The following is an 18,835-nucleotide window of genomic DNA, read 5'->3' on the forward strand; positions in this document are numbered from 1 at the left end:
GAACGCGTCCCACCGACGGTGAGTGCCTTCGAGTGCGCTACTCAGATTCGCGTCGGCGTTTCGCCGCACGTCGGTACTCGCCGTAGGGATCCTCCGGGTTGAACGGTGCGGGCGCACTGTTGACGGCGTCGGCACCGCACTCCGGGCAACTGTCCGAGAGCGTGTACACCGGCCGTGGGTGACTGTCGCGCCACGCCGAACAGACCCGGATGTCCGAGTGCATCTACTCGTCGTCTTCCGTCCGCTCGCGGTGGTACTCGGCGGAGCCACCGACGGCCTCGATAGCCTCGCGAGCGCGTGCGGCGCTCGCCTCCAGCTCCGACTCGGCCGTCTTGTAGTCGGGTGCCTTCACCTTGATGCGGTACTCGGGCGACCCCACGTAGGCGACGGTCAGTTCGACCTCCTCGGGAATCTCGCCGTTGCCCTCGGCGGCCTGCAGCGCCTCCTTGATGTCGTCGACGCCGTCAGCCGTCGGACATCGGAGGTCGATGTAGCCGGTGACGTTGACGTAGGGGACCGAGACGTTCTCGCGGGCCGTCTGGACGATGGCCTGCTTCTCCTCCTCCTCGAGGTCGACGTCCTCGAGCGCCTCCATCCCGTGGATGGCGGACTGCTCGAAGCTGTCGTACAGCGAGTCGTACTCGGCGAGCAGTGCGTTGGCGACGGCGCCGTACTGCTCGTCGGAGACGTCCTCGCCGAACGCGATGGCCATCCACTTGTCGGCCTTCTGCTCGTTCTTCCAGTCTTGGATCTTGTCCTTGCGCTGGTGCTCGTTGACGTCCTTGATCGAGAGGTCGATCTGCTGTGAGCTCTCGTCGATGTCGAGCACCTTGGCGACGACCGTCTGTCCCTCGCGGACGTGGTCGCGGACGTTCTTGATCCAGCCGCTGGCGACTTCGCTGATGTGGACGAGGCCGCGTTTGTTCTCGTACTCTTCGAGGTCGATGAAGACGCCGAAGTCGGTGATCTCGTCGACCTTGCCGACGACGAGGTCACCTTTGTCGGGCCAACCACTGTACTTCATGTTGGGTCCTCCAGGGGGTTACCGTGCCTCGACGGTCTCGGTAACCTCACCCTCGAAGGCGGCGTTGCCGCCGGTCGGGCGGGCGAGGACGGTGCCACAGACGGCGCAGTTGACGACCGTCGAGGCTTTGCCGAAGACGACCTGTTCGTTCTCACAGTCCGGACACGTGACCTTGTAGAAGCTTCCTGCCATCTGTTTACTCCTGGAACTCCAGTCGGCCTGCGCGCCAGCCTTCGCGCATGTGGGCCTTGCCACAGTCGCTGCAGCGGTACTTCAGGTGGGTCTTCTTCGTCGGCTTGTCGCCACCGGGCACCTTCGAGAACTTCCCGGCGTTCCCGATGACCTTCTTCCCGCGCTTCTGCTGACGCGCGTTCCACTTCATTCCCGTCGGACGGCCCGTACGGACCTTCTCGACTTCGTGTTCGTGGTGTGCCTTACAGTGCGGACAGTACGTGTTGAATCGGCGAGGCATCTGCATAGATATCTACCTTACGCGAAGTTTGACGTCGGACGTTAAAACGAGTTTGGTTTCCGAGAGCCGTTCGCCGGCGAATCGTCGGCGAACCGTCGGTGTCGGACGGGGCGACCGCGGGAGGTGCTGAGAGGGGTTATCGTCGCAGTTCGTCGATTCTCTCCGTGAGAATTGCACCCTGTGGCTCGCTGCGGATGGCTGGTCTGCCGGCCGGCGACGATAGCCACTCTGACACTCCGTTCCGAAGCCGTTAAGCGGCGACTGTGCCAACCGTCGGTCATGAAGCACCTCATCGTGCAAGGGGATCCCGGTATCCGCAAGGACGCCATCATCAACTACGACGACACCGAGCAGATCTGCTTCTCCATCCAGCGCCAGGGCGACTACCACGGACCCGAGGAGGTCCAGCTGTGGTGCGTCATCGGCACCGAAGACGAGCGCGAAGCGTTCGAGAAACGCGAGTACGTCCCCCACTGGCTCGACGTCGACACCATCGACGCCGACGCGCTCGACGTCGTCAAGGGCAAAGGCGACATGGCGGTCTGAATCCGAAGAACCAGACCCTGAAGCGGCTTTTCTCCTCTCAGTCGGACAGCTCTGCAGGCTGCACTCGGTAGACTGTCACGGCGTCGGTTTCGTAGGCGACTTCCACACCCGACAGCTCCTGCGCCCGTTGTTCGACAGTTATCTCGTCCCCGTAGCGAGCGCGCTCCGCCGGTCCGACCCAGACGTACTCGACGTCGTACGTGTCGACGACCGAACGGAACTCCTCGGGCGACCCGGTGTACGCCGCGTCGACGGCGCGGACCCGTTCGTAGTAGGCGTCGTAGCCGCGATACCCGACCTCGTGGTGCCAGCCGGCGACCGTCGGGACGCCGGTCAGGCTGGCCGCCGGGCTGGAGTCCCAGCTGTACATCCCCGGCGGGTACGGGTACGACCCGCTCGTCGCGTCCGGGTAGATGCTCGTCGCGGGCGCGGAGATGATCGTCGTCTCCGACGTCGCCCGCTCGTCGAGCCACCGGATGGCCTCGGCCTCCGCCGGATGTCGCTCCGTCGCGAACGCCGTCGCGTCCAGCGTCGAGGCCGAGTTCTGCTCGAAGTGCTGCGAGAGCGCGAGACCGCCGTATACGGACGTCGAAGCGACGAGGAACACCACGAGGACGACGCCGCCGACCGACCGGCCCGTCTGCGGGCTGAACGTCGGGGTCGACGCGGTGACCCCCGACCCCGAGAGCAGGCTCGTCAGCACCGCACCCATCGCCGTCGCCCACAGCACCCACACCTGCATGTAGGTCTTGAAGACGGTGTTCATCCGCCCCGGACCGGCCTGCTCTTTCACGTAGATGAACTCCACGAGGAGCACGAGTCCGGTTCCGGCGACGATCAGCACCGTCTCGTAGCCGACGTCGCGGTCCATCCGAAGTGCGAGCCAGCCGAAGACGAGCAGCGGCCCCACCAGAAACAGGACGGCGAACTGTTGGAGCGTGCTGACGACGCCGACGGCCGCCAGCGCGACGACGAGGAGCAGTCGGCTGTCGACGCCCAGTCGGCGATAGAGGTAGACGGCGAACGCGACGACGAACGCTCCGTGGACGAGAAACAGCGGACCGAGCGTGCTGCGCATCTCCAGCGTCAGGAACGCGACCTCGCGGCTGGCACCGGCCGAGAGCAGGAAGGGGAGACTGAGCAGCACGGCCAACCCGCCCGCGCTGGCGGTGACGACGAACGCACTCGCCGTCCGCAGGAGTTCTCCGCCGAGCCACGACCGCTCGGCCCACCCGCCGACCCGCGTCGCGAGGTCGTCGGAGACGGCCGAGAGCGGGTGGGTCGGTGCGAACGTCAGCGTGAGAAAGAGCAGCCCGAAGATCGAGGGGAAGCTCCACGTGTCGGTGTACACCTGGAAGCTCCCGAGGACCGGGAGAACGACGAAGACGAGCGTCCAGCGCCGACGTCGGTTCGCCGCCGGAGTCCGAAAGTAGCTGTAGCAGATGGCCGCCGCGAGGAGGAGAAACACCGTCCCCATCATGTGAGCGTGGAGGTCGCCGTTGAGCCACGCGAACAGCGGGAACTCGTTTATCGTCCCCGGGATGACGCGGCTCGCCGACCAGTAGCTGAACGACGAGACGCCCGCGAGCAACTCGCTCGCAGAGTAGCGCGACTGCTCGGCGACGGCCGTCGCCACCTGCGTCCGAAGCGGGTCCGGGAGGAGTGGAAGTACCAGCCGACCGGCCGTGACGAGATTGCTGGCGAAGCCGACGAAGAAGGCGGCGAGGAGGCCGGCGAGCCGTCGCGGACCGCCGCGGCCGGCGCTGATCGAACCCGCGAGGTCGAACGCGGCAGTGACGAGCATCGCGTAGAAGCCCGCGAGCGAGAGGTTGTACGCGTACGCGGGGGCGACGCCGGAGAGTTTCGCGACGAGTGCGGTCGTCAGGTGGCCGCCGTAGTAGTAACGGACGGGTTCGCCCGCGAACCACATATCCTCCGGCGGCAGCGTCGGCGACAGCATCAGCGACTGCAGGAGACCGAAGTCGAGGAACTTCTCGCCGCCGCCCGCGTGGACCGCGGGGTCGGCCGCCCGAACGAGGACGAGCAGTCCGAAGGCGACGAGGAAGACCGCCGCGCTGTCGACGGCGGCCGATCGGTCGAATCCGAGGTCGTCGGCGAGTTCGAGACGGCGCTCTCGGAGCGCGTCACGGTCGAGGCCGGCCACTGCGGAGAGCGCGAGCAGAACGAGTAGTCCGGCGACGGGTGCGACGACACCGAACGAGAGGTGGCCGACCCAGTAGCCGACGGTGGTGAGGACGACCACCGCGACCGGCAGTGCGAACCCGACGCCACGAGTCGGCAGCGGCGCGAACAGGCGCAGGGCGAGCGGGACCCCCGCCCCGGCGAGCAGCGCGTAGAGCAAGAGCCACAGAACGAGCGGGACGAGTTCCATCTACCGAAACTGACGGCGGGGTGGCGGTAAACGCTTTTTGGGTTCGGATACGCAGGCGGCGCGGACGTTCCCGGTCTGGAGTCAAACGCTTTTTTAACACGTGTGTGGAACGCGAGGATATGACGCGCACCGTCGGGGTGGTGATCCCCGCCTATCGCCCGGACGTCGCTCTCCTCGAGGATTACGTCCGAGCGCTGACCGACCGCCTCTCCCCCGACGTCGTCCGTATCGAACTCGACGCGGCCACCGCCGACGTGGTCGAGGCGCTCGCCGACCTCCCCGCGGAGGTCAACGCCGTCCGGTACCGTCGCGGGAAGGGGACCGCCGTCACGGCGGGGTTCGAGGCGCTCGACACCGACGTGCTCGCCTTCGCCGACGCCGACGGCAGCACGCCCGCCGACTCCATCGCCGACGTGCTCGCGCCCGTGCACGACGGCGAGGCGGACCTCTCGGTCGGCTCTCGCCGGCATCCAGACGCGACGGTCGCCTCCCACCAGACGTTCGCCCGCCGCTACCTCGGCGACGGCTTCGCGTGGCTGGCCCGACAGCTCCTCGACGCGAAGCTCTACGACTACCAGTGCGGCGCGAAGGCGATGACCCGCGAGACGTGGCGGGCGGTCCGTCACCATCTGTACGAACCCGGCTTCGCCTGGGACATCGAACTCGTCGCCGTCGCCGCCGCGCTCGGCGCACGCATCGCCGAGGTGCCCGTCGTCTGGGAGGACCAACCGGGGTCGACCGTCTCGCCCGTCCGGACGACGCTTCGACTCGGTCGCGGCCTCCTCGTCGCCCGCCACCGAGCGAAACTGCTCGCGGACGACGACCTCCACACGCTCCTCGAGTCGCGCCGGAACGGCCCGCAGTCGCTCGTCGACCGCCTCGCGGCGGAGGCGTTCGATGAGTAGCAGCGTCGACGAACTCGTCTCGGGAGTTCGGTTCGGCAAGTTCGCCTCCGTCGGGGCCGTCGGTGCGGTGTTCGACCTCACGGTGAGCACGGTGCTGACGGTGTTCTTCGACGTCCTCCCCGAGTACGCGAAACTCGTCGGCGCCGAGGTCGCCATCGTCGTGATGTTCTTCATCAACGACAACTGGACGTTCGCCGACCACGGCACCCGCGGACGGTTCAACGCTCTCAAACGACTCGTGAAGTCGAACCTCGTCAGGAGCGGCGGCCTGGTCGTCCAGTTTCTCATCGTCCGCGGGCTGCGGACGGTCGACGTCTCGGTGGTCGTCGCCGGGTTCGACCTCTGGACGATCATCCCCTTCCCCATCGCCATCGCGGCGTCGATGTTCTTCAACTACGTCGCCGAGAGCCTGTTCACCTGGCGCGTCGCCGACGACTGAGCGGCGTGCGAACGAGTCGAAAACTCACATACGGCGGTGGAAACACAACCCTTAACAGTCAGCCGCGAGTTGTGACTGATAGCGGGATGGGATAGCCAGGAGATTCCGCCGGGCTCATAACCCGGAGACCGGTAGTTCAAATCTACCTCCCGCTATTTTCCAGAAATCGACTCCCAAGCGACGCGTGTCATCGCGTCGCATACGGTAGATTTCTGTGAAAATAGCTAGTAGTAGATTTGAACCAGGGAGTGACCGAAGGGAACGACTGCGGTTCAAATCTACCTCCCACTACTTCTCTGCGACAGTTACCCACCGAGGGAAGCGTTTCATCGCCGAGCGACTCCGTGACTGTCGCTGCAAGTCAGACGAGGAGATTTGAACCAGGGAACGGAACGAAGTGGAGTGACCGCGGTTCAAATCTACCTCCCGCTATTTTCCAGAGATCGACTCCCAAGCGACGCGTCTCATCGCGTCGCATACGGCGGATTTCTGTGAAAATAGCTAGTAGCTACCTCCCACTATTCTCCAAGAGCCGACTCCCGAACGACTGCGTGACTGTCGTCGCGAGTCGACGAGGAGCCTCGGCGATCTGTGCGCTCAGGACCACTGGACCGGGAAACAGCACCGCTGGATGCCGAAAGCCGCGAGAGCAGCGACCCACGGTAACGAGTACATCCAGTACGTCGTGTACGGGCGAACGAGCAGCAACGACCCGAAGACGAACGTCGCACCGAGCGTGAACCGTTCCTCGTAGCTCGCTTCCCCGCGAGCGAGACGTGAGCCGAGAACGACCGCTCCGACGGCGGCGACGACGAGGAGCGGCCACGTCCGTCCGAGCATCGACGACGTGTAGGTGACCCACGCCCGTTCACCGATCCAGACCGAGGGGCCGTACGCGGTGAAGTACTCGCCGGCGACGCCGGCACTCCAGTAGAGACTCTCACGGAGCGACGGCCAGCCCCACACAGCGAGCAGTGCCCCGTACGTGACGGCGACGACGGCCGAACCGGCGGCGACGACACCGCGCAGACTCGTTCGGAGCGACCGACCCGAGTGGAGGCTGTCGTAGACGACGAAGGGGACGCCGAAGACGAGGTACTGTGAACACAGCGTGCCTGCCGCGAGTGCGCCACCGCGGTGCGACGGACGGGGGAGACAGAGCGCGGCGAGGAACCCACAGACTGCGAACGATCTCACGTTGATGCTGTGGCCCCGCACGACTGGGACGGCGACGAGGAAGACGGCGGCGGCGACGGCACCGACCGCCTGACGGTCCTTCTGGGCGAAGAATCGGAACAACAGCACCGCGGATAGTCCGTTGAGAAGCGAGACGAGGACGAGAAAGACGAACACGTACGACCCCGTCCCCATCACGAGGACGTTGACGAACTCGAACAGTGGCGGTTTGTTGTCTGTAGCCGGCGGGAGGTAGAGAGGGACGCCGTCGAGGACGGCGGTCGCGAGCGGCCGCCACGAGAGTCGGGCGTCGGGATGTATCTCGGTTCTGCCGACGAGGAGGCGGAAGTATCGGATGCTGGCAGTGATTAGCGACACTGCAAGCAACCCGACGGCGAAGGTGACTTCGACCCAGTTCGTCGCTGACTCGTGGCGCAGTGCGTCGACGAGACGAGACCGAGAGGAGGGCATGGGCTGATCTCTCGGTCAGACGACCTAATAGTGTCGTTTCGGCAACTGGTCTTGGAGATCAGTCGTCGACGACTTCCAGAACCGCGTGCGGAAACAGCGTCTCGTGTGGGGTGCAGTAGAATTCGTACCGGCCGGGAACAGTGAACGTGTGCTCGTGGCGGTGGCCGGCATCGTACGTCGTCCCAGCGCCACCTCTCGTCCCCTGCCAGTCTGCCGACTCGGGTTGAGCGGCGACGACGATGTTGTGAGTGTCGGTCCGCCAGACGAAGACGACGGTCGTTCCGGAGCGGACTCGAACCGTTGTCTCAGAGCCCGGTCGGAAGCCGAGTCCGTCGTCGCTCGACCCGACTGCGACGGTCACGGAGTCGGTGTCTCGAACCGTCGGCCCCGCGGACGTCTCGGTGTCAGTCTCCTCTGCGACCCGCCGTATCGACGATTGGAGGCAGCCTGCGAGCGTCGTCGTCGCTCCGACAGACACGAGCATCTGTCGTCTCGTGTATCGCACTATCGGACCGTTCTGGGTGGATCCCAATAGTGGTATGGGTCTGTCCGAATACGGGGGCGGAACGGTACTCTCAGAGGGTGTGATACAGTAGTTCTCGGCCACAGCTATTCAGGGGTTTGACCGTGGATACGACAGACAACTCGTGGAATCGGATCGAACACACCCCCTCTACTCGGCACCCAGATTTCGGTCGGCGGCGAATCTACGACGTCGAAACCACGAAGCGTTCCACCACCTCCGACGAGAGACGTCCCCTCACTCATCGCTGCTCTCCCCGTCCGTCGACCGACTCGGTCTCGGTCGCCGCGTCACACACCGCCCCGACGCCGACCGGCGGTTTCTCGACCCCGGCACGCTCGAACTCCCGGAGCACGCGGGTCGTGACGTCGGATTTGAACGCGAACTCGTGTCTGATGTCGCCGACGTAGGCCTTCCCGCGGACCGTGAGATAGTAGGGGCCGTCCTCGACGAGGACGGTGTACTGGCGGTCCGGAGTGACGTAGGCGTAACGCGAGGTGACGAGCGCCTCCTCGACGATCGTCGTCGCGCGATCCAGGTCGGCGTCGACGGCGACGGCGAACTCGACGACGACGAGCATCTCCGGGTGGCCCGCGTTCGCGTTCGCGAGCGAGTCGGTGAAGAGCACGTAGTTCGGCACCGACACCAGCGAGTCGTCGGGCGTCTGGAGGCGCGTCGCTCGGAGCCCGATGTCGGTCACCTCGCCGTAGTAGTCGCCGATCTCGACCTTGTCGCCCACCTGGTACGGTCGTTCGACGATCATCACGAGACCGCCGACGACGTCGGCGAAGAGGTCCTTGAGGCCGAAGCCGAGTGCGGCCCCCAGCAGCCCCGAGACCGCCAGTAGCTGCGCCGACGTGAGGGCGAACAGAGGACCGAGAACGTAGTACAGCGCCCCGGCGTAGACGAGCGTCTTCACCACCGGGATGAGCATCTTGATGGCGATGCGGTGCTCGATGGAGCGCTCCGAGAGCTGGGACAGGGTGTAGCCCAGCACACGGACGAACACGTAGGCGACGACGAAGACGACGAGCGCACCCACAACGTCGGCGACGCCGAACGTCAGTTGGAGCGTCACCACAGCAGTCGCCTCCGCTGGAGGTACTCGACGCCGGGTTGCAGGCCGATCGGTGTGAGCGCCACCGCCGTCCCGTCGACGTCGACGACGCCCGCGTCGGCGAGTTCGCCGAGACTCCGGTCGAGCAGCGGGTCGTCGACGACTGCGTCGAGTTCCGCCCGGTCGAGTCGCTCCTTGGTGACGACGAGCGCCAGCACGTAGCCCGTCAGGCCGTCGACGTCGAGCGTCTCGATCGGCGCTTCGAGGTCGTCCAGTCGGAGTTCGTCGCCGTCGACGGTGCGGTCCCAGAGGTCGCGTGCGACGCCCGGATTCCCGTCCGAGAGTTGCGTCAGACGGTCGAACACCACGTCCTCCAGTACCTCCAGCTCTCGCCGCCCCAACCGGTGGTGGACGTACTCCGCGTTCGGGGTCGGCAGCGAGAGCGTGACCGTCCGGTCGCCCCACAGTCCGACGGTGCGGGACGTCCACCGGAACGGCCGTTCCCGGTTCTCCCGCGCCGTGGGGACGAACCGCGGAAGCGACCCCGACCGCTCGTCCGTGAGCGACGACCGCAGGTCCGCCTCCGAGAGCGGCGAGACGTCGATCCGGTTCGGGAACGAGCGGCCGACCCCCTTCACGGCGTCGAGATACTTCCAGGCGAACCGGTTCCACGACGAGACGACGAGTCCGTCGAAGGCGACCACCTCGTCGAGAAACTGGTCGAGTCTATCGAACCCGCCGATCTGCCGCGTGAAGAGGTGGTGGCAGTCGTCGAGGACGACGACGGCCGACGATCCGTCGAGGGTCACGCTGTCGGTCGTCGGCGACAGAGAGCGTCGGTCGACGTCGGCGGCCCACGTCGCCGCGTGGTCGAGCACCGTCTCGCGGCCCCCGAACGGGTCCGAGACGACGGCGACGTGGCCGACGCGAGCGACGTCGGCGTCGTCACTCGTCTCGAAGCGATCCAACACGTCGTCGAGCGCCGCGAGTTCGTCGCCGAACCCGGTGGCGTCGACTGCGGCGGTCGTCTCGGTCACGGGAGTCGCGTCGTGAATGGTGACCGGATGACATAACGATACTCACTGTTCGCTCTCTCCGACGGCACTCCCGTTTTGTCGTCGGAGCGCCTCTACCAGGATATGCCCAGAGAGCGAACGGAAGATGCGACGCGCCTGCCGGTCGAGTGTCCGCTCTGTCACCACCCGGTCGACGCGGAGGCGACGCTCGTCGACCACCTTCGGGGTGACCACACGAAACACGAACTCGCGGCGTTCATCGAGCGGTACTACGAGGAGTTCGCGTAGCCGCTCGCCTCAGAACTCCACGTTCGACTTCGAGGACAGATCGACGGGGTCGGACTCTATCGCGCCCGACGCCACGAACTCGTATCGCTCGTCGGCGAGATAGACGTCGCCCTCTTCGATCGTGACGTCGAGGCCGTTGAGATACGCACCCTCGCAGGGACCGAACGTACACAGCCCCGACTCCGACGCGAAGTACGCGCCGTGGTTCGCACAGACGACCTCGCCGTTGCGCATCGGCGCGCCCGACCCCTTGTCGAGTTTGATGTGCGTGAAGTGCTGACAGTAGTTGAGCCACGCGGCGACGTCGCCGTCGCCGTTGGCCTCGACGAGGATCGCCTCCCGCTCTTCGTCGCTCTCGACGTCGCGGACGGTGAAGAGAAACGTACTCTCGTCGGGGACCTCCTCGACCGTCGTGATGCGGCGGTCTGCATCCATCAGTGGCCGGTAGTGGGTGACGACATTTAGCTGTGCAGTTTCTCGCTCGTCAGTAGAACCGCTCGACCCGCTCGTCGTACAGTTTCGAGAGAAGCGTCGTCACCGGTCCGCCTGCGACGTCGAGGCCGTCGACCGTCTCGACCGGGCGAATCTCCCACGTCGTGTTGGTGAGAAACACCTCGTCGGCGTTGCGGACGTCGTCGAGCGTGTACGTCCCCTCCTCGACCGGGATCTCCTCCGAACGGGCGAGGTCGACGACGACCGATCGAGTGACACCGGGCAACACCGGGCCGTCGAGACTCGGCGTCTTCAGCGCCTGCCCGTCAGCGAAGAAGAGGTTGCTCGTCGCCCCCTCTGCGAGGTGACCGTCGGCGTCGAGCATCAGCGCCTCGTCGGCACCCGTCGCCCGCAGTTCGAGTCGCGCGAGGATACCGTTCAGATAGTTGTGCGTCTTCGCCTTCGCGGGGATCGCCCGATCCGCCACGCGCTGGGTCCGGACGGTCTGGAGCGTCGCCGGCCCGTCCCAGACGGGCGTCCCCTCGCGACCGCCTCGCGGGAGGTCTTTGACGATGACGACGACCGTCGGATCGACGTCCTCGCTCGGGGTGAGTTTGCCGGGTTGGACGCCACGGGTCACCGACAGTCGGACGTAGGCGTCCGCGAGGTCGTTCGCGGCCAGCGTCTCGTCGATACGTCTGCGGAGGTCGTCGTCCGTCAGGTCGTGGTCGAGTTCGAGAATCTCGCAGGTCTCTCGTAACCGCTGGGCGTGGGCCTCCCACTCGAATATCTCACCGCCGTAGGCCCGCAGGGTCTCGAAGGCGGCGTCGCCGTAGAGAAACCCCCGGTCGCGGACGTTCACGGTCGCCTCGTCGGCGTCGTGGAGTTCGCCGTCGACGTGGTACTGCATCGGCTTGTTCGAGGTGGGCGACGACAAAGTAGTGTCCCCTTCGAGCCTACCTCTCCAGAGCAGGTGCGCTCTCGACTACGCCTCGGGGTCGGGGCATCCCGCCCACGCGACGAAGTTCCGTATCATCGCCTTGCCACCCTCGGTGAGGATGCTCTCGGGGTGGAACTGGACGCCGACGTGTGGCTTCGTCCGGTGGCGGACGCCCATCACGACGCGCCGCTCGTCGTCGGTCCAGGCCGTCTCGACCAGTGAGTCGGGAAGGTCGTCGCGTTCGACGGCCAGCGAGTGGTAGCGACCCACCTCGAACCGCTCTGGAAGGCCACGAAAGAGCCCCTCGCCGTCGTGGACGACGGTGGAGGGTTTGCCGTGGACGACGTCCGGGGCGTGGCCGACGGGTGCGCCGAGAGCGGCACAGAGCGCCTGGTGACCGAGACAGACGCCGAGCGTCGGATACTCGAGCTCCGCGAACGCCGGAATCGAGACTCCGGCTTCGTCGGGCGTGCCGGGACCGGGCGAGACGACGACGCCGTCGGGGGCCAGTTCCCTGACCCCGGCGACGTCGACGGCGTCGTTGCGGCGGACGACCACCTCGTCTGCGAACTCGCCGACGTACTGCACGAGGTTGTAGGCGAACGAGTCGTAGTTGTCGACGACGAGGATCACTGCTCGGCCTCCTCGACCCGGAGGTCGCCGCGCTCGCCGAGCGCCTCGTCGATAGCGTTGACGAGGGCTCTGCCCTTCGCCAGCGTCTCGTCGTACTCGCTGTCGGGGTCGGAGTCGTGGACGATGCCCGCGCCGACCCGGAGGTGGTACTCCTCGCGCCAGCGGACGAGCGTCCGGATGACGATGTTGAGCGTCGCTCGGCCGTCGAAGCCGAAGACGGCCATACTCCCGGTGTAGGGGCCGCGACGTGTGGCTTCGAGTTCGTCGATTATCTCCATCGTCCGCGGCTTGGGTGCGCCGGTGATGGTCCCACCGGGGAACGTCGCGGCGACGGCGTCCGCGAGGGTTGCGTCCTCGCGGAGTCGGCCCTCGACGAGCGAGACGAGATGCATCACCTCCGAGTAGCGGTCGACCCGGCGGTAGTCGGTCACCTCGACGCTGCCGTACGCCGAAACCTTCCCGAGGTCGTTGCGTTCGAGGTCGACCAACATCGCGTGTTCGGCCCGCTCCTTCTCGTCGCCGAGGAGGTCGGCTTCGAGAGCGTCGTCTTCCTCGGACGTCGATCCCCGGGGACGCGTCCCGGCGATCGGTTCGGTGACGAGTCGGTCGCCGTCGCGCTCCAACAGGAGTTCGGGGCTCGCGCTCACGAGGTCGACGCCACCGACCCAGCCGGGACCCGAGAACTCGACCAGTCCCGAGTACGGCGCGGGGTTGACGCGACGCAACGCCGCGTAGGCGTCGACCGGGTGGACCGCAGCGGGCGCGACGAGTCGCTGGGCGACGTTCGCCTGGAAGGTGTCGCCGTCGCGGATGTACTCCTTCACCCGCCGGACGCGGTCGGCGTACGCCTCGCGGCCGCAGTCGCTAACGAACTCGGCCTCGGCGGCGTCGACTGGCGGGGCACCGACCGCTGAATCGCCCTCGGTCGTCGCTTCGGCGAGCGCAGTTGCCCGTTCGAGCGCGTCGTCGTAGACGGCGTCGAGCGCGTCGCGGTCGGCGTCGTCCGGGATGCGTGGACAGCAGGTGATTCGCAGCGTCGTCTCGCCGTCGCTCGGTTCCCGCCACGCGGCGACACAGTCGTAGACGCCGATCTGCAGTCGGGGGAGCAGTCGGTCGTCGACGGTGTGGTCCGGGAGCGACTCGAGTTCGCGGGCGACGTCGTAGGAGAGCCACCCGAACGCGCCGCAGGGGTACGGGACGTCGCAGTCGCCGCGGACCAGCGTCTCGCCGGCGAGCAGTCCGTCGAGTGCCGCCAGCGACGGCGACGGACGAGCGAAGTCGTCGTGGCCCGGCGCGTCACGGTCCGCGAGGACGGCGTCGGCGCTCACCTGCAGCCGTTCGACCGGGTCGACCGCGAAGTAGCCCCATCCGTCCCGACCGCCGGTTGTCTCGAGATACACCCCACCGGGACCGTCGCGCACCCGTCGGTAGGCCACGAAGGGGTCGGCCACCGCCGTCCGGACCTCCACGGGGACGCGGCCGCCGACCGGCGCCTCGGCGGCGAGCGCACGGAAGGTCGAACGGTCGGTGACGACGGTGGGGACAGCCATACCTGTGGGGTGGCGGTGGGGACAAGTAACGGTTTCGTGACGCCCGACGGAGACGACAGGACGGTTCGACGACTGTCTGGGGCGACTACTCCTCTTTCACGCGGTCGATCCAGCGACCGACGCGCTTCTCGGAGACCGAAATCTGCTCTGCGAGCTCTGCGGCGTCGGCGGTCGCGAGGTCGTGGACCGTGTGGATCCCCGCCTCCTCGAGTCGGTCGGCGTAGGCCGGACCGATCCCCTTCACCGTGTCGACTGAGGGCGAGTCGTCTTCACTCTCGGGTGACTCCGCGGCCGTCTCCGGCTCCTCTGCCGTCTCCGGTTCGCGTTCTTCGGCCGCCTCCGTCTCCATGTCGACGTCCTCCTCCGCTTCGTCGAGTTCGACCTCGTCGACGTCGGTCGTGACGTCTTCGGACTCCGGCCCGGCCGCTTCACCGGGCTCGGCGGCCTCCTCGTCTTCGGCCGCCTCGTCGACCATCGACTCGGTCGAGGCCGTCGCGTCCGTCTCCTCGGCGGCGGTCGCTTCGTCCGCTTCGCCTTCGGTCGCGGTCGCGTCGCTCTCGGCTTCGGTGTCGGCCGACAGCTCCCGCTCCTCGGACTCCGGACCCGCGGCCTCGGAGGGTTCAGCCGCTTCCTCGTCTTCGGCCTCTTCGTCGACCATCGACCCCGTCGACGCCGTCGCGTCCGTGTCTTCGGCGGCCGGTTCTCCCTCTACGTCGGCGTCCTCGTCGGCCGGTTCGGCCGCTTCGACGTCCTCGGCCGCCTCCGCGGCCTCCGTCTCGACGTCTTCGGACTCCGGACCCGCAGCCTCCGCGGGTTCGGCCGCCTCCTCGTCTTCGACGTCCTCGTCGACCATCGACTCGGTCGAGGCCGTCGCGTCCGTCTCCTCCGCGACCGGTTCCTCGTCCGCGTCCGTCTCCTCCGCCTCGTCGGGCGTCGGTTCCTCTGTGCCCTTGGCTGCCGCCTCGCTCTCGGCGTCGGCGTCCGCCCGGTCCGCTCGCGTGTCGCGTTCGACCGTAACGCTGGAATCTCGACGCTCTCGCTCCGAGGACGACCCGCCCATCCCGAGCACCGACTTTAGCTTGTCGAGTAGTGACATTGAGCGACTGTAAGAGTGCCCGGTATTTAAAGGCCAACGACAGACTCAGAGCCGCGACCGAAGCGCCGTGTTCATCTCTTCGACCGGTGCCTCCCGTCCGGTCCACCGCTCGAACGCCTCGACCCCCTGATACAGCAGCATCCACGCCCCGTCGACGGTGGTCGCCCCTGCCCGCCGCGCGTCTTCGAGGAGACGCGTCTCCAGCGGGCTGTACACCGCGTCCATGACGGCGAGGTCGGCGTGGAGCAGTTCCGCGGGCACCGGCGTCTCCTCGGAGTCCATCCCGACGCTCGTGGCGTTGACGAGCACGTCGGCCCCAGGGACGGTGGGGGCCAACGAGTCGAGGCCGCCCGCGGTCACCGCGTCGGCAGCGACGTCCGTCGAGTCGGCGACGGCCGCCGCGAGCTCGTCGGCGGTCGCCTCCGTCCGGTTTGCGACGTGGACCGACGCACCCGCCTCGGCGAGCACGAACGCGATCGCCCGGCCGGCGCCACCCGCGCCGACGACGACGGCGTCCGCGCCGTCGAGGGCGACGTCGTGGCGTTCGAGCGCGCGACGCGCGCCCGCGGCGTCCGTGTTGTACCCACGGGGAGTGTCGCCGTCGTCGGAGAAGTCGACCGTGTTGACGGCGCCGATGCGAGCGGCCAGCGGGTCGGGGTCGACGAGCCCCTGCTCGAGGAGGTCCTGTTTGAACGGGATGGTGACGTTCAGCCCGGCGATACCGAGCGCGTCCGCGCCACGGATCGCGTCAGCCAGCGACTCGTGGGTCGGTTCGAAGGTGACGTAGCGGGCGTCCATCTCGAGCGACTCGTAGGCCGCCTCGTGCATCGGCGGCGACAGCGAGTGCCCGACGGGGTTGCCGACGAGACCGAAGACCTGCATACCGCGGTGCAAGAGGGCGGCGAGTATAAACGACCCGTCTGCCGCACGCGACGTCTCAGGCTACTGCCGTTCCACGGCCCATCGGGGTCATGAGTCTGTCGGCCGTCGCCGACCGCTCGAAGCGGAAAAGATACCTGTCTCGCTGGAGTCGGCAAGGCTATGAGTTCCGTGCTTCGACATCCGCTCTCGGCGTTGGCTGGAGCGGCCGTCTTGACCCTCCCGTGGCTAGTGTTCTACGTCACTGGGAGACACCACGCCCCGTCGACCAGCACCCTCGCCGTCGTCGGCGTCAGCGGACTGGCGGTGCTCGGCGCGTCGTTCCTGCTCGCGTGGGGGGCCGAGACGGCCGAGAAGGACGTCCCGCGGGCGTTCGCACTCGCCGTGTTGGCGGTGCTCGCCGTCGCACCCGAGTACGCCGTCGACGCGCTGTTCGCCTGGCAAGCGGGCGCGCAGCACGGGACACCCGCTGGACGGGAGGCCGCGAACCTCGCGGTCGCCAACATGACCGGCGCGAACCGCATCCTCATCGGCCTCGGCTGGTCGGGTATCGCCCTGTTCTCCATCTGGCGCGCACAGACGACCAACGACATGGCCGTCGAGAAGAACCCCGGCTTCCTCGCCGACGCGGTGAAACTGGATCGGAGCATCGCGACCGAGATCCTGTTTCTCACCGCCGCGACGCTCTACGCCTTTCTCGTCCCGCTCGGTAACGGCATCGACGGGGTGGACATGCTGGTGCTCGTCGGCATCTACGTCACCTACATCGCCATCATCATCCGCGGCGACGTCGACGAGACGGAGGCGCACGTCGGCGTCCCCGGCTACCTCCAGCAGCTCTCGAAGCTTCCCCGGATCGCAACCGTGCTGACGCTCTTTGCGTTCTCCGGCTTCCTCATCTTCACCGCAGTCGAACCGTTCGCCCACGGGCTCGAAGAGTTAGGACAGGGGATCGGCATCCCACCGTTCTTCATGATCCAGTGGATCGCCCCGCTGGCGAGTGAGAGTCCGGAACTCATCGTCGTCGCCTACCTCGTCAACAAGGCGCGGTCGACGGCGGCGTTCAACGCGCTCATCTCCTCGAAGCTCAACCAGTGGACGCTGCTCATCGGGACGCTCGTCGTCGTCTACAGCATCGCGCTCGGCCGGTACGGCGTCCTCCCGTTCGACCAGAAGCAGGCGGGCGAGATCTGGATCACCGCCGCACAGAGCTTCTTCGCGCTCGCGGTGCTCATCAACTTCCGCATCAGCGTCCGCGAGTCGATCGCCATCCTCGTGCTGTTCGCCTCGCAGGTGCTCGTCGAGTTCTACTTCATCCGGACGATGCCGGGGTTCGACACGTACCAGATACTGATCGCCTACACGGTCGTCTACGTCGTCCTCGGACTGGCGATGTTCCTCACCCGACTCGACGATGTCCGGGAGGTGACGCGGCTGACGGCCACGACGATCCGCCAGGCCCGTACCGGGACGCCGGAGGCCGAACAGAGCGACGACTGAGGGGGTCCACTCCCGTCTCGCGCGAGAGACCGGGCGACATCGACTCGTTTTAGCGCCTCGACGCCCCTACTCTCGGACGTGATCGCCATCGTCGTCAGTCGCGCCGACGTCGCATCGGAACACATCGGCGAGCAGTTGCTCGAACTCGCCGACTGGACCGAACACAGAGACGACAGCCGTCCCGACGCCGACGGCGGCGGCACGGTCTACCGCACCGGAGACGACGGCACAGGCGCACCCGCCTTCGAACTGCGGACGTTCGAGCGCATCCACGTCGAACTCGACGGCGTCGACGCGGCGTTCGACGACCCCGACCTGCTCTTTTTCGCCTCGCGCCACTCCGGCGACACCGGGCCGCTCCTGACCGCTCACTTCACCGGCAACTTCGGCGAAGCGAAGTACGGCGGTGAGAACGGCCGACTCGCCCGCGCCTGTCCCGGTGCGCAGAAGGCCGTCGTCTCGGCGTTCGAGGAGTACGCCCCCGACCGTTACGACGTCGGTATCGAGTGTACCCACCACGGCCCGAGTGAGGTCGGCGTCCCGTCGATGTTCGTCGAGTTGGGCAGTAGCGAGGCCGAGTGGGAGGACCCCGAGGGTGCCCGCGCCGTCGCTCGTGCCGTCCTCGCCGTCGACGGAGTCGACGCCGACCTCGCAGGGGGCGACCGCCACCTCGCCGGCTTCGGCGGCGGCCACTACGTCCCCCGGCCGACCCGACTCGTCCGCGAGACGGCGTGGGGCGTCGGCCACATCGCCGCCGACTGGCAGCTGGCCGAACTCGGCGACGTCGAGGCGGGCCGCGACGTCGTCGCACAGGTGTTCGAGCAGAGCGCGGCCGAGTTCGCCGTCGTCGACGGCGACAAGCCGGAGCTCGAAGCGGTCGTCGAGGAACTCGGCTACCGCGTCGTCAGCGAGACGTGGGTCCGGGAGGTCGACGACAGACCGCTGGCGCTCGTCTCGGAACTGGAGGCGGCGCTGTCGACGGTCGACGACGGGCTCCGGTTCGGAGCGGGGAGCTTCGAGACTGCGGAGTTCACCGTCGCCGACCTCCCGAGCGAACTGCTCGGAGAAGCGCAGGGCGTCGACCCCGAGAGGACGCGCGACGCCGTCGAAGCCCACACCGTCGCGTTCGAGACCGACCAGAACGGCGCGCGCGCCGCGGGCCGGGCGGCCATCCGCGACGACGCGTACGAGTCGCTGGTCGCGTCGCTCGCCGACCTGCTCGCCGAGAAGTACGACCGGGTCAAACGCGACGGCGACGTCGTCGTCGCCCACGAGACCGCCTTCGACCCTGGGAAGGCCGCGACGCTCGGCGTACCGGAGGGGCCCGCGTTCGGCAAACTCGCCGCCGGCGAACCGGTCGAGGTCGGCGGCGACCGCATCCCGCCCGAGTCGGTCCGGACCGAACGCACCCACCGGTTCCCCGTCTGAACGCGTCCGCCGGTTCAGACGCTCTCTCGATCGTCGATACTAGAGCTCTGAATAGCTATCCAGATAGC

At 67.3% G+C, this 18,835-nt stretch carries 21 protein-coding genes and 1 tRNA gene; 7 read left to right on the forward strand and 15 right to left on the reverse strand.

Features of this window, described 5'->3' with window-relative positions; translation table 11 throughout:
- Window positions 1-37: 37 nt before the first annotated feature.
- From EOHIBHHM_RS02425 to EOHIBHHM_RS02440, 4 genes are read right to left on the reverse strand one after another with little or no spacing between them, the layout of a single operon-like run.
- Complete coding sequence (locus EOHIBHHM_RS02425) at window positions 38-223, reverse strand: RNA-protein complex protein Nop10 (protein WP_497254282.1); 186 nt, start codon at window positions 221-223, stop codon at window positions 38-40.
- Window positions 224-1,024 carry a translation initiation factor IF-2 subunit alpha gene (locus EOHIBHHM_RS02430; protein WP_497254284.1) on the reverse strand — a complete coding sequence of 267 codons (801 nt, stop codon included), beginning with the start codon at window positions 1,022-1,024 and terminating at the stop codon, window positions 224-226.
- 18 nt (window positions 1,025-1,042) lie between these two features.
- On the reverse strand, window positions 1,043-1,216 hold the full coding sequence (locus EOHIBHHM_RS02435; RefSeq protein WP_497254286.1) for a 30S ribosomal protein S27e: 174 nt from the start codon (window positions 1,214-1,216) through the stop codon (window positions 1,043-1,045).
- A gap of 4 nt (window positions 1,217-1,220) precedes the next feature.
- Window positions 1,221-1,502 (reverse strand): 50S ribosomal protein L44e, encoded by a 282-nt coding sequence (locus tag EOHIBHHM_RS02440; RefSeq protein ID WP_089821490.1) that lies wholly within the window; start codon window positions 1,500-1,502, stop codon window positions 1,221-1,223.
- Between the two features lie 273 nt (window positions 1,503-1,775).
- Here EOHIBHHM_RS02440 and EOHIBHHM_RS02445 point away from each other — a divergent pair, with 273 nt between their 5' ends.
- Window positions 1,776-2,042 (forward strand): HAH_0734 family protein, encoded by a 267-nt coding sequence (locus EOHIBHHM_RS02445; RefSeq protein ID WP_497254288.1) that lies wholly within the window; start codon window positions 1,776-1,778, stop codon window positions 2,040-2,042.
- 37 nt (window positions 2,043-2,079) lie between these two features.
- On the opposite strand, the gene EOHIBHHM_RS02450 is transcribed toward EOHIBHHM_RS02445, so the two are convergent.
- Complete coding sequence (locus tag EOHIBHHM_RS02450; RefSeq protein ID WP_497254290.1) at window positions 2,080-4,434, reverse strand: DUF2298 domain-containing protein; 2,355 nt, start codon at window positions 4,432-4,434, stop codon at window positions 2,080-2,082.
- A gap of 119 nt (window positions 4,435-4,553) precedes the next feature.
- On the opposite strand from EOHIBHHM_RS02450, the gene EOHIBHHM_RS02455 reads away from it, so the two are divergent.
- From EOHIBHHM_RS02455 to EOHIBHHM_RS02465, 3 genes are all read left to right on the forward strand, one after another.
- Window positions 4,554-5,339 carry a glycosyltransferase gene (locus EOHIBHHM_RS02455; protein ID WP_497254292.1) on the forward strand — a complete coding sequence of 262 codons (786 nt, stop codon included), beginning with the start codon at window positions 4,554-4,556 and terminating at the stop codon, window positions 5,337-5,339.
- Window positions 5,332-5,778 carry a GtrA family protein gene (locus tag EOHIBHHM_RS02460; protein WP_497254294.1) on the forward strand — a complete coding sequence of 149 codons (447 nt, stop codon included), beginning with the start codon at window positions 5,332-5,334 and terminating at the stop codon, window positions 5,776-5,778. Before EOHIBHHM_RS02455 ends, EOHIBHHM_RS02460 begins: the two co-directional genes overlap by 8 nt.
- A gap of 80 nt (window positions 5,779-5,858) precedes the next feature.
- Window positions 5,859-5,933 (forward strand) — tRNA-Met (locus tag EOHIBHHM_RS02465).
- A 442-nt stretch (window positions 5,934-6,375) separates the two neighbouring features.
- Here EOHIBHHM_RS02465 and EOHIBHHM_RS02470 read toward each other — a convergent pair.
- From EOHIBHHM_RS02470 to EOHIBHHM_RS02485, 4 genes are all read right to left on the reverse strand, one after another.
- A complete protein-coding gene (locus EOHIBHHM_RS02470; protein WP_497254296.1) occupies window positions 6,376-7,425 on the reverse strand; it encodes a hypothetical protein in 1,050 nt (349 codons plus the stop codon).
- A 58-nt stretch (window positions 7,426-7,483) separates the two neighbouring features.
- The gene (locus tag EOHIBHHM_RS02475; RefSeq protein WP_497254298.1) at window positions 7,484-7,909 is read right to left on the reverse strand and encodes a plastocyanin/azurin family copper-binding protein; all 426 of its coding nucleotides are present in this window, start codon (window positions 7,907-7,909) and stop codon (window positions 7,484-7,486) included.
- A 280-nt stretch (window positions 7,910-8,189) separates the two neighbouring features.
- The gene (locus EOHIBHHM_RS02480; protein WP_497254300.1) at window positions 8,190-9,029 is read right to left on the reverse strand and encodes a mechanosensitive ion channel family protein; all 840 of its coding nucleotides are present in this window, start codon (window positions 9,027-9,029) and stop codon (window positions 8,190-8,192) included.
- Window positions 9,023-10,042 (reverse strand): hypothetical protein, encoded by a 1,020-nt coding sequence (locus EOHIBHHM_RS02485; protein ID WP_497254302.1) that lies wholly within the window; start codon window positions 10,040-10,042, stop codon window positions 9,023-9,025. Before EOHIBHHM_RS02485 ends, EOHIBHHM_RS02480 begins: the two co-directional genes overlap by 7 nt.
- Window positions 10,043-10,144: 102 nt before the next feature.
- Here EOHIBHHM_RS02485 and EOHIBHHM_RS02490 point away from each other — a divergent pair, with 102 nt between their 5' ends.
- A complete protein-coding gene (locus tag EOHIBHHM_RS02490) occupies window positions 10,145-10,309 on the forward strand; it encodes a hypothetical protein (protein ID WP_497254304.1) in 165 nt (54 codons plus the stop codon).
- 9 nt (window positions 10,310-10,318) lie between these two features.
- Here EOHIBHHM_RS02490 and EOHIBHHM_RS02495 read toward each other — a convergent pair whose 3' ends face one another.
- The 6 genes from EOHIBHHM_RS02495 to EOHIBHHM_RS02520 form a co-directional block, all read right to left on the reverse strand.
- Window positions 10,319-10,744, reverse strand: a complete 426-nt coding sequence (locus EOHIBHHM_RS02495) for a Rieske (2Fe-2S) protein (RefSeq protein ID WP_497254306.1) — start codon at window positions 10,742-10,744, stop codon at window positions 10,319-10,321.
- Between the two features lie 49 nt (window positions 10,745-10,793).
- A complete protein-coding gene (locus tag EOHIBHHM_RS02500) occupies window positions 10,794-11,651 on the reverse strand; it encodes an aminotransferase class IV (protein WP_497254308.1) in 858 nt (285 codons plus the stop codon).
- A 75-nt stretch (window positions 11,652-11,726) separates the two neighbouring features.
- Window positions 11,727-12,314 carry an anthranilate synthase component II gene (locus EOHIBHHM_RS02505; RefSeq protein ID WP_497254310.1) on the reverse strand — a complete coding sequence of 196 codons (588 nt, stop codon included), beginning with the start codon at window positions 12,312-12,314 and terminating at the stop codon, window positions 11,727-11,729.
- Window positions 12,311-13,864, reverse strand: a complete 1,554-nt coding sequence (pabB, locus tag EOHIBHHM_RS02510) for an aminodeoxychorismate synthase, component I (protein ID WP_497254312.1) — start codon at window positions 13,862-13,864, stop codon at window positions 12,311-12,313. The genes EOHIBHHM_RS02505 and pabB overlap by 4 nt, the downstream gene beginning before the upstream one ends.
- Window positions 13,865-13,949: 85 nt before the next feature.
- The gene (locus EOHIBHHM_RS02515; protein ID WP_497254314.1) at window positions 13,950-14,960 is read right to left on the reverse strand and encodes a helix-hairpin-helix domain-containing protein; all 1,011 of its coding nucleotides are present in this window, start codon (window positions 14,958-14,960) and stop codon (window positions 13,950-13,952) included.
- Window positions 14,961-15,005: 45 nt separating this feature from the next.
- Window positions 15,006-15,842: a shikimate dehydrogenase gene (locus tag EOHIBHHM_RS02520; protein WP_497254316.1), complete on the reverse strand. Its 837-nt coding sequence runs from the start codon at window positions 15,840-15,842 to the stop codon at window positions 15,006-15,008.
- A gap of 159 nt (window positions 15,843-16,001) precedes the next feature.
- On the opposite strand from EOHIBHHM_RS02520, the gene EOHIBHHM_RS02525 reads away from it, so the two are divergent.
- Window positions 16,002-17,339 carry a calcium:cation antiporter family protein gene (locus EOHIBHHM_RS02525; RefSeq protein WP_497254318.1) on the forward strand — a complete coding sequence of 446 codons (1,338 nt, stop codon included), beginning with the start codon at window positions 16,002-16,004 and terminating at the stop codon, window positions 17,337-17,339.
- A gap of 78 nt (window positions 17,340-17,417) precedes the next feature.
- A complete protein-coding gene (locus EOHIBHHM_RS02530; RefSeq protein WP_497254320.1) occupies window positions 17,418-18,767 on the forward strand; it encodes a D-aminoacyl-tRNA deacylase in 1,350 nt (449 codons plus the stop codon).
- Window positions 18,768-18,835: the final 68 nt, after the last annotated feature.

The sequence above is a fragment of the Halogranum roseipondis genome (genome assembly GCF_059695585.1).

Bases quoted from the DNA above. Each gene is read 5' to 3' on its own strand.
- EOHIBHHM_RS02425 (WP_497254282.1), bottom strand. From the start codon at position 223: ATGCACTCGGACATCCGGGTCTGTTCGGCGTGGCGCGACAGTCACCCA.
- EOHIBHHM_RS02430 (WP_497254284.1), bottom strand. From the start codon at position 1,024: ATGAAGTACAGTGGTTGGCCCGACAAAGGTGACCTCGTCGTCGGCAAG.
- EOHIBHHM_RS02435 (WP_497254286.1), bottom strand. From the start codon at position 1,216: ATGGCAGGAAGCTTCTACAAGGTCACGTGTCCGGACTGTGAGAACGAA.
- EOHIBHHM_RS02440 (WP_089821490.1), bottom strand. From the start codon at position 1,502: ATGCAGATGCCTCGCCGATTCAACACGTACTGTCCGCACTGTAAGGCA.
- EOHIBHHM_RS02445 (WP_497254288.1), top strand. From the start codon at position 1,776: ATGAAGCACCTCATCGTGCAAGGGGATCCCGGTATCCGCAAGGACGCC.
- EOHIBHHM_RS02450 (WP_497254290.1), bottom strand. From the start codon at position 4,434: ATGGAACTCGTCCCGCTCGTTCTGTGGCTCTTGCTCTACGCGCTGCTC.
- EOHIBHHM_RS02455 (WP_497254292.1), top strand. From the start codon at position 4,554: ATGACGCGCACCGTCGGGGTGGTGATCCCCGCCTATCGCCCGGACGTC.
- EOHIBHHM_RS02460 (WP_497254294.1), top strand. From the start codon at position 5,332: ATGAGTAGCAGCGTCGACGAACTCGTCTCGGGAGTTCGGTTCGGCAAG.
- EOHIBHHM_RS02470 (WP_497254296.1), bottom strand. From the start codon at position 7,425: ATGCCCTCCTCTCGGTCTCGTCTCGTCGACGCACTGCGCCACGAGTCA.
- EOHIBHHM_RS02475 (WP_497254298.1), bottom strand. From the start codon at position 7,909: ATGCTCGTGTCTGTCGGAGCGACGACGACGCTCGCAGGCTGCCTCCAA.
- EOHIBHHM_RS02490 (WP_497254304.1), top strand. From the start codon at position 10,145: ATGCCCAGAGAGCGAACGGAAGATGCGACGCGCCTGCCGGTCGAGTGT.
- EOHIBHHM_RS02495 (WP_497254306.1), bottom strand. From the start codon at position 10,744: ATGGATGCAGACCGCCGCATCACGACGGTCGAGGAGGTCCCCGACGAG.
- EOHIBHHM_RS02500 (WP_497254308.1), bottom strand. From the start codon at position 11,651: ATGCAGTACCACGTCGACGGCGAACTCCACGACGCCGACGAGGCGACC.
- pabB (WP_497254312.1), bottom strand. From the start codon at position 13,864: ATGGCTGTCCCCACCGTCGTCACCGACCGTTCGACCTTCCGTGCGCTC.
- EOHIBHHM_RS02515 (WP_497254314.1), bottom strand. From the start codon at position 14,960: ATGTCACTACTCGACAAGCTAAAGTCGGTGCTCGGGATGGGCGGGTCG.
- EOHIBHHM_RS02520 (WP_497254316.1), bottom strand. From the start codon at position 15,842: ATGCAGGTCTTCGGTCTCGTCGGCAACCCCGTCGGGCACTCGCTGTCG.
- EOHIBHHM_RS02525 (WP_497254318.1), top strand. From the start codon at position 16,002: ATGAGTTCCGTGCTTCGACATCCGCTCTCGGCGTTGGCTGGAGCGGCC.